Here is a 14,522-nt window from a genome sequence, read left to right as displayed (position 1 = left end):
TCATGGAAAATAAAAATAAGATCAGTGGCACCACCCGGGTATACGCGATCATCGCTGACCCCATTCATCATGTGCAGACGCCAGGTGCGATGAACCGCTTGTTCACTGAGCGCGGCGATGATCGGGTAATGGTGCCATTTCACGTCAGCACGGAAAGTCTCCAGAGCGTTGTTGTAGGACTGCGCGGAATACAAAGCCTCGATGGATTCATCGTTACGGTGCCGCACAAGTCTGCAATCGTTGAACTCTGCGATTCTGTGTCAGATGCTGCGCGACTCGTAGGTGCGGTCAACGTAGTGAGACGCAACGAAGATGGAAGCCTGCATGGCGACATTCTGGACGGTGCGGGTTTCTTGGCAGGTCTACGTCAACGAGATGTAGAGCCGAGCGGTATGTCGGTCTACTTGGCCGGTGCAGGGGGGGCAGCAAAGGCAATCGCGTTCGCTCTCGCCGCTGCAGGTGTCAGAAAAATCACCATTTTCAATCGCACCACATGCAAGGCAGAGGCGCTTATCCAGCGACTCACCCCTGTCTTTCCCGCTGTGGAGTTGTGTGTCGGCTCAGATGATCCATCTGGCCATGATTTGGTAGTAAACAGTACATCCCTTGGGCTCTCTGTGGATGACATTCTGCCCTTGAATGTGGCGTTGCTTACCTCATCGCAAATTGTCGCAGAAATCATTATGAAACCTGCGATCACTCCCCTGTTGGCAGCCGCAACTGAAAAGGGTTGCCGAGTGCTTGATGGAATGCCAATGCTGCTTTGCCAGATTGAGTTGATGGCTGCGGCGATGGCGACTAATAAGAATGAGCAAAATCATGAGTACATTTGATTACGTCATCGTTGGCGGCGGCACTGCTGGTTGTATTCTTGCCAATCGACTCACTGCTTCCGGAAAATACAAGGTTTTGGTGCTGGAAGCCGGGGGTGAACCGAACGGTTTTTGGATTCCTATCCCTGCTGGCTTTACCAAACTGCTAGTGGACAAGCGATACAACTGGCGATTTAAGACCCAGGCCGAGGCGAACACACGCGGAAGGGAAATTTCCGTACCCCGTGGTAAGGGCCTCGGTGGATCTACCCTTATTAACGGGATGATCTATGTGCGTGGGCAGCCTGGGGATTATGACGCTTGGGAGTCCACAGGGGCGAAGCAGTGGAACTTCGCCACGCTCAAGCCCTACTTCAAAAAATTTGAGTCTTATGCTCAAGGTGACGACTCCCGTGGGCATGAAGGCCCGATGCATATTCAACAGGTCACAGAGCGTTATCCCGTGTCGGACGCCTTCTTGGAGGCAAGCATTCAAGATGGGCACCGGCACAATAAAGATTACAACGGCGATGATCAGACTGGATTTGGTTACTACCAGGTTGCCCAGCACAAGGGGCGGCGCTGGAGCGTTGTGGACGGCTATCTTAAACCGGCAAGAGCACGCGCTAACCTGCATATCGAGACCAATGCGCATGTGTTGCGCCTCGAACTTGAAGGCTCACGTTGCACTGGTATCACTTACCGTCAAGGCGGTCGCGAGGTCACTGTCAGTGCCCGACAGGATGTCATTCTGTGTGCCGGCGCCATTCAATCGCCGCAAATCCTGGAGCTGTCGGGAATCGGGCGACCTGATGTGCTCGACAAGGCTGGCATCCCAACCAAGCACCGTCTTGATGGTGTAGGGGAAAATTACATCGATCACTTTGCCACCCGTATGAACTGGCGGCTGAAGAACACGGTGACTCTCAACGAACTGGCGCGCGGATGGAGACTTGGTCTTGCCGTGGCTGAGTACTTCACCAAGCGCACGGGAATTCTGACACTGGGTACCGGCTTGGTTCATGGTTTTTTGAAGACCAAGCCTGAAATGCCTACGCCGGATGTGCAATATTTCGTCGTACATGCAAGCTATGCCAATGCCGCCGAGCGAATTTTGGACAAGCACCCGGGCTTCACGATTGGAGTCAGTCAGCTACGCCCTAAGTCTCAGGGCAGCATCCACATCCAATCAAAGGATCCTGATGTTATGCCGGCGATTCGCCCGAATTTTCTGACCGAGGATGAAGACTGCACGAGTCTGATTGAGGGCATGAAAATCGCGCGAAGAATTATGGAGCAGCCGGCGATGAGTGCATTCGTCGATGCAGAAACCAGTCCGGGCTCCCAAACCAAGAGCGATGAAGATTGGCTCGAATTTGCACGAGACAATGGTCAGACGATTTATCACCCCATCGGCACCTGCAGGATGGGCGAGGACGAGGGGGCCGTGGTCGACTCACAGTTGCGAGTTCATGGCCTAAGTGGTCTTCGTGTCGTCGATGCCTCGGTCATTCCATCAATGATCTCCGGCAACATCCAAGGTGCGGTTATGGCTGTTGCTGAGCGTGGGGCTGATTTGATACTTGGCTCCGCTCCCGTTCATTACTGAGAATGGGCTCGCCACAGCAATGCTTGAAGTAACACTAAGCATTGCTGTGGTGTTGTGCTCCAGGGATCTTTAATCCGGGAATGGTAGGGACAGCAGCCAAGTGCTGAAGGTCTTTAGCGCGGGCAGATGTTGATAACGTGTGGCATACGCAAGGTAGTAATTGCGACCGCTTTCCATCGGGTCGAACAGTGCTACCAGCGCTCCGGATTTGAGTTCGTCCTGCACCAGAATGTCGGGAACCAGCCCGATTCCAATGCCCGCTGATACGGCCTGAATGAGGTGAGCAGTGAGCTCGAAACTTGGGCCGGTACGCATGCTTCTATGGCCGAGGTTGTTGCGGTCAAACCAATCAGACCACGCATTGGGCCGAGAGACGACATTCAACAAAACTTGATCAGCGACGTCCGGTGGTGACATGGCGCGAAAATCCGCAAGCGCTGTAGGGCTCGCTATAACGACCAGTTTTTCTTTGAGTAATAGATGCGAAATGTAGCCTGGCCAGTCTCCTTTGCCGGCGCAGATGATTGCCTGCATGTCGCTCGCGCTGGACTGGATATCGGCGTGAATGATCCTTGAATGGATGTGCACCAGGTTACCCGGGTGGAGTGCATAAAACTCATGCATTTTGGGGAGGAGCCACTTTGATCCCAACGTCGGAAGTACAGCGAGGTTTAGCGGCCCACCCTCAGCCTTGTAAGCAATTGTCTGCAGTGTTGCGCTTCGAATTCGACCCAGTGCAGCGGCAAGCTCATGTTGGTACAGGGCGCCGGCTGCAGTTAATTCGATCTTCCGTCCATCACGGCGAAAGAGCTCGATCTCAAGCTGGGCTTCCAGGGATTGCACTTGCCGGCTGACGGCACTTTGAGTCAATGCCAGTTCGTCTGCAGCTTTGGTAAAGCTGCAATGCCGAGCGGCTGCTTCGAAGGCAATCAGCAGGGACATGGAGGGCGTCAGTCTTCTTGGGTTCATTCATAAAGCTCATGCAAATTCTGCAGGTTTTACGTTTGTCCGAGTCATCGGGTCTCGACAAAATCGAAGGTAAAACCCCTTATGGTTTGCTAGCACCTTGGTGCTGAGCATACATAACGAGAATGTTTAGATTAGCTGCATTACCCGTAGGAACTCCACCATGATTGCTCGGCTGTCTCCCCCTGATGTCCAAAACGTATCCTACGAAGAATTTTTAAGTCGGCTTGAGGAAGAGGGCTTTCAGGGCGAAATCGCGCGTAGTTATGGCGATAGGACGGTGTTGGCAACCGACAACTCAATCTATCAGCGCCTACCAGAAGCGGCGGTGTTTCCACGGCATGCTCGAGATGTCGAGACCTTGGCACGCCTGGTGGCCCGTCCCGAGTTTAGATCTGTTGTGCTCACACCCCGTGGAGGTGGAACCGGTACCAACGGCCAATCACTAACAGAGGGGGTTGTTGTCGATCTGTCTCGCCATATGAACAGTATTCTTGAGATCAATGTCGAGGAGCGTTGGGTTCGCGTGCAGAGCGGTGTGGTTAAGGATCAGCTCAACACTGCATTGAAACCACATGGATTATTTTTCGCGCCCGAACTATCCACATCAAACCGCGCCACCATCGGCGGAATGATTAATACCGACGCGAGTGGTCAGGGAAGCTGTACGTATGGCAAAACCCGTGACCATGTCTTGGAACTTTCTACCGTTTTGCTGGGTGGGGATCGACTCAACAGTTCGGTTTTGGAACGCGATTGTTGGTGGGCGGAAACAGGTCGCACAGATCGGGTAGGTGAGGTCTACCGATGTGCCACGGACATCGCGCGCAATCATGCTGATCTGATCCAGAGTACGTTTCCGAAACTGAATCGTTGCTTGACAGGCTATGACCTGGCTCACCTGCAAGAGCCAAATGATCGATTCAATCTCAACAGCGTTTTGTGTGGCTCCGAAGGCTCCCTTGGGTTCATCGTTGAAGCCAAGCTCAACGTGTTACCAATCCCCAAGTATTCGATCCTGGTGAATGTGCGTTATGCAGGGTTCATGGATGCTCTGAGGGACGCCAAGGCGTTGATGCTGTTGAAGCCGTTGTCCATCGAGACTGTCGATTCCAAAGTGCTCATGTTGGCCATGAAGGACATAGTTTGGCACGGCGTCGCAGAATACTTCCCGGAAGACCCAGGTGCACCGACACTCGGAATCAATCTTGTTGAATTTAGCGGCGACGATGAAGAGGCCGTTCAGCAGAGTGTTCATGAGTTTGTTTTGCACCTGCAGCGTGATACCAGCGTCTTGCGATTGGGTCACACGCTTGCAATAGGTGCGGACGCTCTCAAACGCGTTTATGCGATGCGTAAGCGAGCAGTAGGGCTGCTCGGCAACGTCAAAGGAGAGGCCCGGCCACAACCCTTTGTCGAAGACACCGCCGTTCCGCCTGAGAATTTGGCTGACTTCATCCTGGAGTTTCGAGCGCTTCTGGACAGCTATGACTTAGAGTACGGAATGTTCGGGCACGTCGATGCGGGAGTCCTCCATGTGCGTCCGATCCTGGACATGAAAGACCCAATTCAGGCTGCTCTGATTCAGCCGATTTCCGATGCCGTGGCGGTGTTGACGCAAAAGCATGGCGGCTTGTTGTGGGGTGAGCATGGAAAGGGGTTGAGATCCCAGTATGTGCCCGATTATTTCGGGAAGCTTTATCCAGCATTGCAGGAGCTCAAGGCTGCTTTTGATCCACACAACCAACTCAACCCCGGCAAAATCGCCACGCCGAAGACTGTGCCTAGCGCTCGATTGACGCGCGTTGACGAGGTCAAGTTGCGGGGCGAGCTAGATCGGACAATTGATGAGCGGGTTTGGAAAAGCTATGACACTGCCGTCCACTGCAACGGCAATGGTGCCTGCTACAACTTCGATCCTGATGACGCTATGTGTCCTTCCTGGAAAGGCACTCGTAGCCGAGTCCATTCACCCAAAGGTCGCGCTTCGCTCATCCGTGAATGGTTGAGATTGCAGGGCCAACAAGACATCGATGTATTGGCCACTAGCGATCGGCTGCGCTCGACTTCCAACGTATTTAGTATTGCCACACGAGCTGCGAATACAGTCGCGCAAAAGTTGGGACAACAGGATTTTTCCCATGAGGTTTATGAGGCCATGGCGGGGTGTCTCGCCTGTAAATCTTGTGCTGGTCAGTGTCCTGTGAAGGTCAATGTGCCGGAGTTCCGATCGCGGTTCCTGGAGCTGTATCACAGCCGGTATCTGCGCCCCTTGAAGGACTATCTCATCGGCTCGCTTGAGTACACCATTCCCTACATTGCGCGCGTGCCGCGTTTATACAACTACATCATGGGCGCCCGTCCTGTACGCGTCCTTCTTGAGCACGTCGCCGGAATGGTCGATAGCCCATTGCTCAGCTTGATGGACTTTAATGAAGTACGCCGTCGCTGGAAGGTGCAGATGGCAACCCCGGAGCGTTTGGCTGCATTGGAGGAGGGGGAGCGTAAGCGTAGTGTGATTATCGTCCAGGATGCTTTTACGCGTTACTTCGAAACGCATGTGCTTGCCGACTGGGTTGAGCTGATCTCAAGGCTCGGGTTCCAGGTGTACATAGCTCCGTTCTCTCCGAACGGTAAACCTCTGCAGGTTCAGGGTTTCCTCAAGGCATTTGAAAAAGCCGCGCATTTCAATGCCAAATCGCTGAACAAGCTTCACCAATATCAGGTTCCGTTAGTTGGCCTGGATCCCGCTATGAGTTTGGTGTATCGGCAAGAGTACGCCAAGACGCTTGGCAGCGACCAGATTCCAACCGTCTTGTTGCCGCAGGAGTGGCTTGCGGATGTGCTCCCGTCATCGAATGCGATCAAGGACACAGACCCCTACTACTTCCTTCCTCACTGCACCGAGAAAACTAATGAGCCCGGCAGCATCGGCCTTTGGCAACAAATTTATGCGCGAGTGGGGTTGAAGCTACAGGTACAAGCAATTGGTTGCTGTGGCATGTCAGGCACGTATGGACATGAGACGCAAAACGCTAAGACTTCAGACGTTATTTACAGTCAGTCTTGGGGGCCGCTGGTGGAAAAATTCAATCAATCAGGGCGCCTATTGGCGGATGGCTATTCATGCCGAAGCCAGGTTAAACGCAAGCATGGCGCGACGATTTTGCATCCTCTACAGGCTTTATTAGCGGTCGTTCGGGGTATCGTCGGGTAATAATTGTCACCTCGCTGATTACCCCACCGTGGCTTGGGGCGGTTCAAACGCCTCGCGTTTTCGAGTGAGGCTGCATGGTAAATGGGGCGCGCTGTTTCTAGGCTATGCCTATGTGGCCCAAGGTTGCTCAGCAATTTTGCTCTCAAGGAAATCTCGAAAAACCCTGATCCTCGGACTGAGGTGCTTGCGGTTTGAGTACACCATGTAAATGGGTTCCTTTTCATCCAGGGCGTACTCCTCAAGCAAGGGGATCAGTCGCCCTTTTCGGATATCTGCCCCGATATGAAATTGCGCAAGCTTCACGATACCTGCACCCGATAGTGCCATCTGACGCAGCAGGTCACCCTGAGCAAAAGACGCTTTAGCGCTGACAGGGATTAAGGTTTTGTGGTGGTCGATTTCGAACTCCCAGTTATTCCATGCGCTTTTGAAACTGAAGTTAAAGCAGTCATGGTTCACAAGGTCTTGTGGGTGATTGGGTCTACCGCAACGCTCGATATATTCCGGCGAGGCACAGATGACCCAAGCACTTTCCCCCACCTTTCTGGCAATCCGTGATGAGTCGGGTAAGACACCGCTGTGGATGGCTATATCAAGACCCTGTTCAAATTGGTCGATGTATTGGGGGCCAACTTGAATGTCGACGCTCAGGGCAGGGTATGTGGCAAGGAACTCTGATAGCCAGGGCAAAATTTGATGCTTAGCGAAGGTTGTCATCGTATGGATGCGCAGAGTTCCGCTAACACGCGTAGGGAACGCTTCAGCCAGGGAGTCTGCCTCTGCCATGGCGTTGACCACTTCCCGCGCGCTGACCAGGTAAGCAGCACCTTCTTCAGTGAGTGTGAGATTGCGGGTGCCTCGCTGAAACAGGCGAGTTTGCAGCCGATCCTCAAGGCGAGTGATGAGCTTGCTAATGGCTGAGGGGGTCAGTCCATTTGAGCGCGCCGCCGCAGAAAAATTTCCGTGCTCAGTGGCCCAGATGAAGGCCAACATCTGCGAGTAATTATCCATTGATCTACCTTGTCGGCGGGCTTTTCGAAAATTAGCGTGCCACTTTTCTGGGGCTGAAACAACAAGCGCGCCATAGGCGCGCTTTTGATCTACAAATCGCTGATCAGCGAATAAATTGCTCGATGTAGTCGTCAGGTAGACCCAGCTCTTTGTAGTGCTTGCGGGCTGCTTCAAGCTTGGTGAAAACGTCTTCGTAGCCGACCGCCACGCCTTGTGGATCGACGTAGGTGTATCCGCCTTGGACGTGGAACCAGGTGATCATTTCTTCAACGTCTTCTGGAACGAAAAGGGTATGGGTTTCGCCTGGAGGCTCATACGCAAAGGAGCCTTCGGATGCGACCCAATCATGCTCCAGGTAATACCAGCGGCCCTTGAGCACGATGGCATGAACGCCGCCGGTGTGGCGATGGCGGGACAACACACCGGCCTGGCGTACGCGGAGCAGGTTGATGTAATAACCGCCAGTGACGCTCAGCAGCAATGGCTTGAAGGAGACGGAGCCGGTGACAGGTACCCACAGCTTGTCGTCTTCCAGCCAGTTTGTCAGGACGCCTGGGTGCACCATGTCTGGCGACATGAATGGAACCTGAGGCAGTTGATAGGGGATCGCGAGTTCATCAGGCTTCGGTGCAGTGCTCATTTTTATGGTTTCCACATCTAGGTTAGTGGGGCCCTAGTGGTGTCCTGAGGGCTTGAACCAAAGAGTAAGGCAGTAACACAGGCGGAAAAAGACGTCAAATTTCACAGTAAGTGTGAACGCTCGTCACAGCTTGAAGGCGCGGAGTTTTGGTTTCAGGTCAAAACTGATGGCGCAGTACGTGTTGAACGCGAAACAGGGAGCGGTGCAATTGCGTTGAGCAAAATCACTCTTGCGATCTCGGGCCCCGCGGCGGCGGCGAAGTTCACGATGGTGCTCTAGGAGGGCGCCGCGCAATCAAGCAGCATATGGATCATTTGCAGCAGTGGGTTTCTATCCAATGATCGTCCAGTAGCAAATGCCGAGTACTGTTACGGGCCTCTATCAGACCCAAAACCGCCTAGTTGTAGCCTGAAGGTTGGCTACCGCGTAATACCCATCACGCCGACCTTGTTCAAGGAAAACGTGCATTGGAGTTCGGAGTTTTCGTAACAGCCGCGCACACCATTTTCGCAGTGATGGTTCTAAATTACTGATTTCGTGACGAAGTAGGGTTTCCTATTCGGGATGGGAGCGTTGTCGCGCCAAGAGAAACTGAAGGTGACCTGGCATATTTCGCTCGTATGGAGCGAGACTTCAAACTTTCAAGTGCTGGTCGAAATTGATGAATTCGAAAGTCAGATGTATTGCAAGTGGCTGGTCAGTTCGAAAAAAAATAAGTCCGATTGAAGCGAAATTTCGCACATATACCATTCCACAATCTAATGACTTCATTTTACTTTCTAATGACCACTGAAGGTAGGCAGGCAGTAATTGCGATGGGGTTATGCAAACCAAAAGTTTATAGTGGCACTTATGGAAACCTTCAGGAGTATCGAATGCCTTCAGCTAAGGTTCGATAACAGTAAGCCTCCAAAATTGATGGGCAGACGAGGGTCTGCATTGGGGCGTTCTGTGTCGGTCGTCACGATGGCGCCTGTTGCTCAGTTCGAATGCAATTGGCTAGTCAGTGGCAATGCAAGTGGGGACGCAAGTGGAATGCAATTCTCTACTCTCCAAAAAACCATTTTCTCGCATTAAATCGAGACTCGTTCATGAAAGAGGAGCATTAGGCATTAGATGATGCCTATGAATGGCGTAACCGCATAATTGCATCGGTGATCGCTTGTGCATTCTTGTCCAGCGTATCCATCGCCCCCATCGCGTTAGCTGCGACACTCCCCACTCCGTTCTCAGAGAGCCACTTGGTTACCTCTTCAATGGCCGCACATATCGCGTGCTGGTTGTGCAGGAGGAGTGTGAGAGCTTCAGGGTTATCTAGCATGGGGGGCGTCCTTGAGTAACTGGTTTCGGAAGACTAGCTTAACTCGGCGCTGGCTGGAGTCACTTCTCCACATCCGCTCACACCTGGGAAATTGCACTGACTTGACCACTCATTTGCAATGGACCTAACCAGCCATTTACAACGGATTTTACCTGCACCCCTAGCCACCTTGACCTGAAGTGAACGGCTGAAAACATTTGGTGGATGCAGAGAGCTATACTGGTTTGCACGGGGGGATCATAGGGTGAGGATAGGTAGTGTTGGTGCGAGGGCCAGCCAACGAGCCATCCAACGCGCAAACCGGTAAATGGAGCTCCGCCAAACGGACGGTGGGTTGGCTCGATGCGAGATGTTTACAATTCAATATTCCTGAAAAATTTTAATTTATCTTGAAAATGACCGCCTCCTGTTTGCAGACATAACCTGATGCGCCGGATTGCATGCAGCGAATACCGAACAGTGTCGGGCACTGCGCAGTCAATACCAGTGTTTTCAGCGGTGTACTCATTGCGTTGAAACGCGCGAGAACTTCAAGGCCATCCAGTTTTGGAATGCTGATATCGAGAATGACCAGGTCTGGCATGCATTCACGCACCATCTGCATGGCATCGACCCCATTATCGGATTCGCCGACAACTTTGTAACCTTCGTGCTCCAGTAACATTCGGACGGCAAGGCGGATAACAGGGTGATCGTCGACAATAAAAACGGAGTTCATAATCAAATCCCATGCGAGCTCAGATAAAGCGCGCACCTTAGCTCAGATAGTTGATGGGACGCATGAACTGACGGACCTCAAGCAGCAATATAGGAATAGTCCTACAAACGAACAGGAAAGGGGCTACGAATCAACTAGGTTTCGCATGAGGACGGGCAGAGTTGTTGGGGGCGGTATTTCAAGGTTTTTAAGCGTAAGTTACAAGTAGTGCCTGGCTGGATCGTGTCGAAATTCATTTTTTATAATTGAATTGAACTCAACAGGTTTCTGAATTAGAATTGTTTCAATGGTTTTATCAAGTAGCCAAGTAGAGGCAGTCCGTGTGCATTGGCGGTTTTTTCAAGTCCATCAAGTTCTGTGCGCGTCAGGCTGCTTAATAGTATTGCCTGTTTTATCATCCCGCGATGACTGGCGAATCTGACCAGATCCAGCCCGGGAAGATCGGGTAAACATTGGTCGCATAACAGGATGTCAAATGGTCGCACCGCCGCCAGCATTTGCTGCAAGGCATCTTGGGCACTGTCGGAGGTCGTCAGTTGGGTGAAACCATAACTTTCAAGCAGGTACTGAGTCGCCCTTAGTTGGAAGGGATGATCTTCCACCAACAGGATGCGCAATTTGTCTTCGAACTTGGGATTACTCACGCTTTCTCTCTCATACAGAGGGGCCTTTCATTATTTCGCGAGAAGGGCGAGCAATCGATCAGTTTGCTCGGTGTGAGGTGTAGGGGAATTCGGCGAATGCTGAACGCACTTGGGCTTTCAGTGGCTGATCAGCCATTCCGGATGGCGTAATGGCTGATCAGACGGGTTTCGTCAGTGGCTCGAACGGCCAGTCATCTCCAGCGCCATGTCGCTGGCATAGCTGTCGGTCATGCCGGCGATGAAATCAATCATGCGCAGGAACGAAGTGTGTAGCGGGCCGTGAGGGTCGGGCGCATTGTTGCCCAGCAGATCAAGGATGCGACGGCTCTTGAAGGACGGTGTCCGACCGTTGTGCTGTTCCAGCGCTGCGCCGCAGAACGCGTTCAGCAGGATTTCCAGCGTGGTATAGGCGCCGATCTCGTGCAGGGTCTTGCGCTTGTCCTGGAAGATCTTTTTGCGTGCCATGTCTTTGGCATTCAATACGCAGCGTTTGGCGGGACCGTGCATGTGTTCCACCAGATCGCCAGGCAGCGTGCCGGCCAGCAACGCGTCCTGTTGCTCGACAAAGGCGCGGGCCGCGGCGTTGGTCAGATGCTCGATGGCTTTGCCCCGCAGGATTGCCAGTTTGCGCCGACGTGAATCCCGCGGGCCGAGCTGACGATAGGTCTCCGGCAAATCGTCGCCCACCAGGTCCAGCAACAGGGACTCGACTTCGGCGTACTCCAGCAGCTCCATTTCCAGGCCATCTTCGAGGTCGATCAGCGCATAGCAGATGTCATCCGCGGCCTCCATCAAATACACCAGGGGATGGCGTGCCCAGCGTTGTTCTTCAAGTTGCGGCAGGCCGAGTTTATGAGCGATCTGCTCCAGCAGCGGGAGTTCGCTCTGATAACAGCCGAACTTGTGTTTCTTGTAACCCAGTGAGTCGGCGTGCTTGGCCGTCCATGGATATTTCAGGTAGGTGCCCAGCGTCGCGTAGGTCAGCCGGGTGCCGCCATCGAACTGGTGATATTCCAGCTGGGTGAGCACCCGGAAGCCCTGGGCATTGCCTTCGAAGTTGAGGAAGTCATTACGTTCGACTTCGCTCATTGCCTCCAGCCATCCACGGCCGGCGGCTTGCTGGAACCAGTGACGGATCGCGTCTTCACCGGAGTGACCGAAGGGTGGATTGCCAATGTCGTGAGCCAGGCAAGCCGATTGCACCACCATGCCCAGGTCGCTGGGTTCGCACCAGTCAGGCAGCGCGCTGCGGATGGTTTCGCCGACGCGCATACCCAGCGAACGGCCAACGCAGCTGACCTCCAGTGAGTGGGTCAGGCGCGTGTGGATATGATCGTTGCTCGTGACGGGATGGACTTGGGTCTTGCGCCCGAGGCGGCGAAAGGCGCCCGAGAAAATGATGCGGTCGTGGTCTTTGTGGAAAGGGCTGCGGCCGAGTTCTTCCGGGCTGTGCAGAGGCTTTCCGAGGCGTTCGCGGGTGAGCAGGGTTTGCCAATCCAAGGCTGGTTCTCTCCGTCAGGTGACTGAGCGCCTAGCTTCCCGTTTCACACCGACACCTGCAAGCGGAACTACAGCCCGGCGGCATCGATATCGATGAGCAGCAGTCGCTCGCCGTTGTTGAAAAACTGTCCGGCCGTGAGGCAGTACTGGTTGCTGGTGGCGTCACGGTAGGTGTTGGAAAGCGTCAGCCGGCGCTCATCCCAACCCTCTGCCAACAAATGATAGAAGTACGGACGCCATGACCAGTTGTGTCCCAGGTAGCGATCGTCGGCTACCCAGCCATTGTTGCGCCATTCAAGGTTTGGCGTCAGTTGCGTGCCGTGACGGTCGCATTGATAGAAGCGCAGCAGCCAGGGAAAGGCGTCCAGCTGTGGCAGGGCACTGAGCGGCGCGCATGCCTGGGCCCACGTTTGCAGAATCGCCATCAGCTCGCAGAGTTGCTGACGCATGATCATCAGTCGGCCGCGCTCAGCGAGTTTTTGTTGGACATAGCGCTGACGCAATTGGGCAAAGCGCTCCACAAACGCATCGGTGGCAAAGAAGTCGGCTTGCGCGCGAGCGAACAGGAAACCCTGCACGTAGCGTGAACCACACTCCAGGGCAAAATTCAGCTGCGCTTCGGTTTCAACGCCTTCGGCAATGATCCAGCACCCGGTTTTTTCCGCCATTTGCGCAAGGGCCTTGACGACATCACTGCTGGGTCCGCCCAACGCAGCGGCCTGGAACAACCGCATATCCAGCTTGAGGATGTCCGGTTGCAGAGCGAGCACACGATCGAGTTGTGAGTAACCGGCACCGAAATCATCGATGGCGATCCGCGCACCGACTTGCCGATATCGCGCAACCACGTCTGCCAGGCGCTGGATGTCGCCGCCCAGTTCGGTGATTTCGAAAACGATTCGCTGTGGGTCGACGCCATGCCGGTTCAATTGCTTGAGGCTGGGCAGCGCCTGGTCCGCGCGTAAACGACTGATCCAGCGAGGCGACATGTTCAGACTGAGGAACCAGTCGGCGGGCGCTTCGTGCAAACGGCTCAGGGCGTTATCACGGATCTGGCGATCCAGGCGGCGGAGTGCGATGGCCGGGGTGCGCGGGTCGGCAAACAGCGGCCCCACGGAGGCCAGTTGACCGTCGGTCTGTCGCAGTCGACCCAATGCCTCTACGCCGGCGATACGGCCGGTGGCGGTATCGATGAACGGTTGAAAGCAGGCAAGCGGTTGCCCGTCGATCACGAGGCCTCCTTAGTAGGTCTTGTTTTTGGATGACACCCGATGGCTGGGTAGGCACGCAGGTCTGAACCTCTCGATAAAGAGGCTCATCCCGGTGATGTTGCAAGAATGCAGCCAGATAGTGGCCTAGTGTTTAGGCGCAGAGCCTTGCATGACCAACTTGATCAAAGGCCCCAGCGTAGTGCCCAGGCGTACCAGCCGAGTCAGGCTGCTCACGCCGCCGCTCCTGGTGCCCTTGCCGGTCAAAAAACCCAACAGGGTCACGACCGCCACGCCCCAGAGCGGGGCATGCTTGATGCCGAAACCGTCATGCAGGTTTTGCGTCAATCCGCGCACCCGCTGCAAGGGTTGCAGCAGTTGCGCGGATTCGTGGCGAATTTCCTGGCGATGCATTTCCATACGCAGGCGAATCAGCGCCTTGCGCATTTCCGTGCGCGAGCTGTTGTGAGGCAGTTCAGGCAGGTTCATGGCAGCAGGCGCTCCCTATCATTGGCCAATTCTTCCAGGGTGCCGTGGAAGGGTGAGGATTCATCAAAAATCGCCGCCCTCAGACGCATCCCGCAGAAGATGCACGCAAGGGTGTAGAACACGCAGAGCCCGATGATGGCAGGCAGGCGATAAGTGTCCCAGAACAGGATCAGCACCAGCGTCGATAACCCCACCAGCAACAGCAAGGCAAACACCAGCGCCAGGCCTGCGAACAGCAACAGGCTGACGGTGCGGGCTTTTTGTTCCTGCAATTCGATGCCGAACAATTCGACATGGCTGTGCAGCAATCCAAGGAATGCGGCACCCAGGCGCCGCGGTGAAGAGCTTGGGCCCGTCGCGGACGAGCCGGATTCGCCGATCGTCATA

At 54.3% G+C, this 14,522-nt stretch carries 12 protein-coding genes and 1 pseudogene; 3 read left to right on the top strand and 10 right to left on the bottom strand.

Going from position 1 to position 14,522, the window contains the following annotated elements; genetic code table 11:
- Positions 1–2 precede the first annotated feature (2 nt).
- On the top strand, positions 3–833 hold the full coding sequence (locus B723_RS27890) for a shikimate dehydrogenase family protein (RefSeq protein WP_017340014.1): 831 nt from the start codon (positions 3–5) through the stop codon (positions 831–833).
- Entirely contained in the window at positions 820–2,421 is a 1,602-nt protein-coding gene (locus tag B723_RS27885) for a GMC family oxidoreductase (protein ID WP_017340013.1), read from the top strand. Before B723_RS27890 ends, B723_RS27885 begins: the two co-directional genes overlap by 14 nt.
- A gap of 69 nt (positions 2,422–2,490) precedes the next feature.
- Here B723_RS27885 and B723_RS27880 read toward each other — a convergent pair whose 3' ends face one another.
- Positions 2,491–3,390, bottom strand: a complete 900-nt coding sequence (locus B723_RS27880) for a LysR substrate-binding domain-containing protein (protein WP_017340012.1) — start codon at positions 3,388–3,390, stop codon at positions 2,491–2,493.
- Positions 3,391–3,550: 160 nt separating this feature from the next.
- Here B723_RS27880 and ydiJ point away from each other — a divergent pair, with 160 nt between their 5' ends.
- A complete protein-coding gene (gene ydiJ, locus B723_RS27875) occupies positions 3,551–6,604 on the top strand; it encodes a D-2-hydroxyglutarate dehydrogenase YdiJ (RefSeq protein ID WP_017340011.1) in 3,054 nt (1,017 codons plus the stop codon).
- Positions 6,605–6,712: 108 nt separating this feature from the next.
- Here ydiJ and B723_RS27870 read toward each other — a convergent pair whose 3' ends face one another.
- The 9 genes and pseudogenes from B723_RS27870 to B723_RS27830 form a co-directional block, all read right to left on the bottom strand.
- Positions 6,713–7,615, bottom strand: coding sequence for a LysR family transcriptional regulator (locus B723_RS27870; RefSeq protein ID WP_017340010.1), 903 nt, complete (start codon positions 7,613–7,615; stop codon positions 6,713–6,715).
- A 103-nt stretch (positions 7,616–7,718) separates the two neighbouring features.
- Entirely contained in the window at positions 7,719–8,255 is a 537-nt protein-coding gene (locus tag B723_RS27865; RefSeq protein ID WP_017340009.1) for a 2,4'-dihydroxyacetophenone dioxygenase family protein, read from the bottom strand.
- 1,123 nt (positions 8,256–9,378) lie between these two features.
- Positions 9,379–9,576 (bottom strand): hypothetical protein, encoded by a 198-nt coding sequence (locus tag B723_RS27860; protein WP_017340007.1) that lies wholly within the window; start codon positions 9,574–9,576, stop codon positions 9,379–9,381.
- 403 nt (positions 9,577–9,979) lie between these two features.
- A pseudogene (locus tag B723_RS27855) lies at positions 9,980–10,294 on the bottom strand (response regulator); the annotation flags it as partial.
- 272 nt (positions 10,295–10,566) lie between these two features.
- The gene (locus B723_RS27850; protein ID WP_017340005.1) at positions 10,567–10,938 is read right to left on the bottom strand and encodes a response regulator; all 372 of its coding nucleotides are present in this window, start codon (positions 10,936–10,938) and stop codon (positions 10,567–10,569) included.
- A 171-nt stretch (positions 10,939–11,109) separates the two neighbouring features.
- Positions 11,110–12,438, bottom strand: coding sequence for a deoxyguanosinetriphosphate triphosphohydrolase (locus B723_RS27845; RefSeq protein WP_017340004.1), 1,329 nt, complete (start codon positions 12,436–12,438; stop codon positions 11,110–11,112).
- A gap of 68 nt (positions 12,439–12,506) precedes the next feature.
- On the bottom strand, positions 12,507–13,670 hold the full coding sequence (locus B723_RS27840; RefSeq protein ID WP_017340003.1) for an EAL domain-containing protein: 1,164 nt from the start codon (positions 13,668–13,670) through the stop codon (positions 12,507–12,509).
- 123 nt (positions 13,671–13,793) lie between these two features.
- On the bottom strand, positions 13,794–14,135 hold the full coding sequence (locus tag B723_RS27835) for a hypothetical protein (protein ID WP_017340002.1): 342 nt from the start codon (positions 14,133–14,135) through the stop codon (positions 13,794–13,796).
- Positions 14,132–14,521, bottom strand: coding sequence for a phage holin family protein (locus B723_RS27830; RefSeq protein WP_017340001.1), 390 nt, complete (start codon positions 14,519–14,521; stop codon positions 14,132–14,134). The genes B723_RS27835 and B723_RS27830 overlap by 4 nt, the downstream gene beginning before the upstream one ends.
- Position 14,522: the final 1 nt, after the last annotated feature.

The organism is Pseudomonas fluorescens NCIMB 11764, assembly GCF_000293885.2.
Taxonomy (GTDB): Bacteria; Pseudomonadota; Gammaproteobacteria; order Pseudomonadales; family Pseudomonadaceae; genus Aquipseudomonas; species Aquipseudomonas fluorescens_B.
The sequence above is the reverse complement of the archived record's forward strand: the minus strand, read 5'-3'. Positions and strand labels throughout refer to the sequence as shown.

Coding starts and splice junctions, on each gene's coding strand:
- B723_RS27860 (WP_017340007.1), bottom strand. CDS start 9,576: ATGCTAGATAACCCTGAAGCTCTCACACTCCTCCTGCACAACCAGCAC.
- B723_RS27890 (WP_017340014.1), top strand. CDS start 3: ATGGAAAATAAAAATAAGATCAGTGGCACCACCCGGGTATACGCGATC.
- B723_RS27865 (WP_017340009.1), bottom strand. CDS start 8,255: ATGAGCACTGCACCGAAGCCTGATGAACTCGCGATCCCCTATCAACTG.
- B723_RS27870 (WP_017340010.1), bottom strand. CDS start 7,615: ATGGATAATTACTCGCAGATGTTGGCCTTCATCTGGGCCACTGAGCAC.
- B723_RS27830 (WP_017340001.1), bottom strand. CDS start 14,521: ATGACGATCGGCGAATCCGGCTCGTCCGCGACGGGCCCAAGCTCTTCA.
- B723_RS27885 (WP_017340013.1), top strand. CDS start 820: ATGAGTACATTTGATTACGTCATCGTTGGCGGCGGCACTGCTGGTTGT.
- ydiJ (WP_017340011.1), top strand. CDS start 3,551: ATGATTGCTCGGCTGTCTCCCCCTGATGTCCAAAACGTATCCTACGAA.
- B723_RS27880 (WP_017340012.1), bottom strand. CDS start 3,390: ATGAACCCAAGAAGACTGACGCCCTCCATGTCCCTGCTGATTGCCTTC.
- B723_RS27835 (WP_017340002.1), bottom strand. CDS start 14,135: ATGAACCTGCCTGAACTGCCTCACAACAGCTCGCGCACGGAAATGCGC.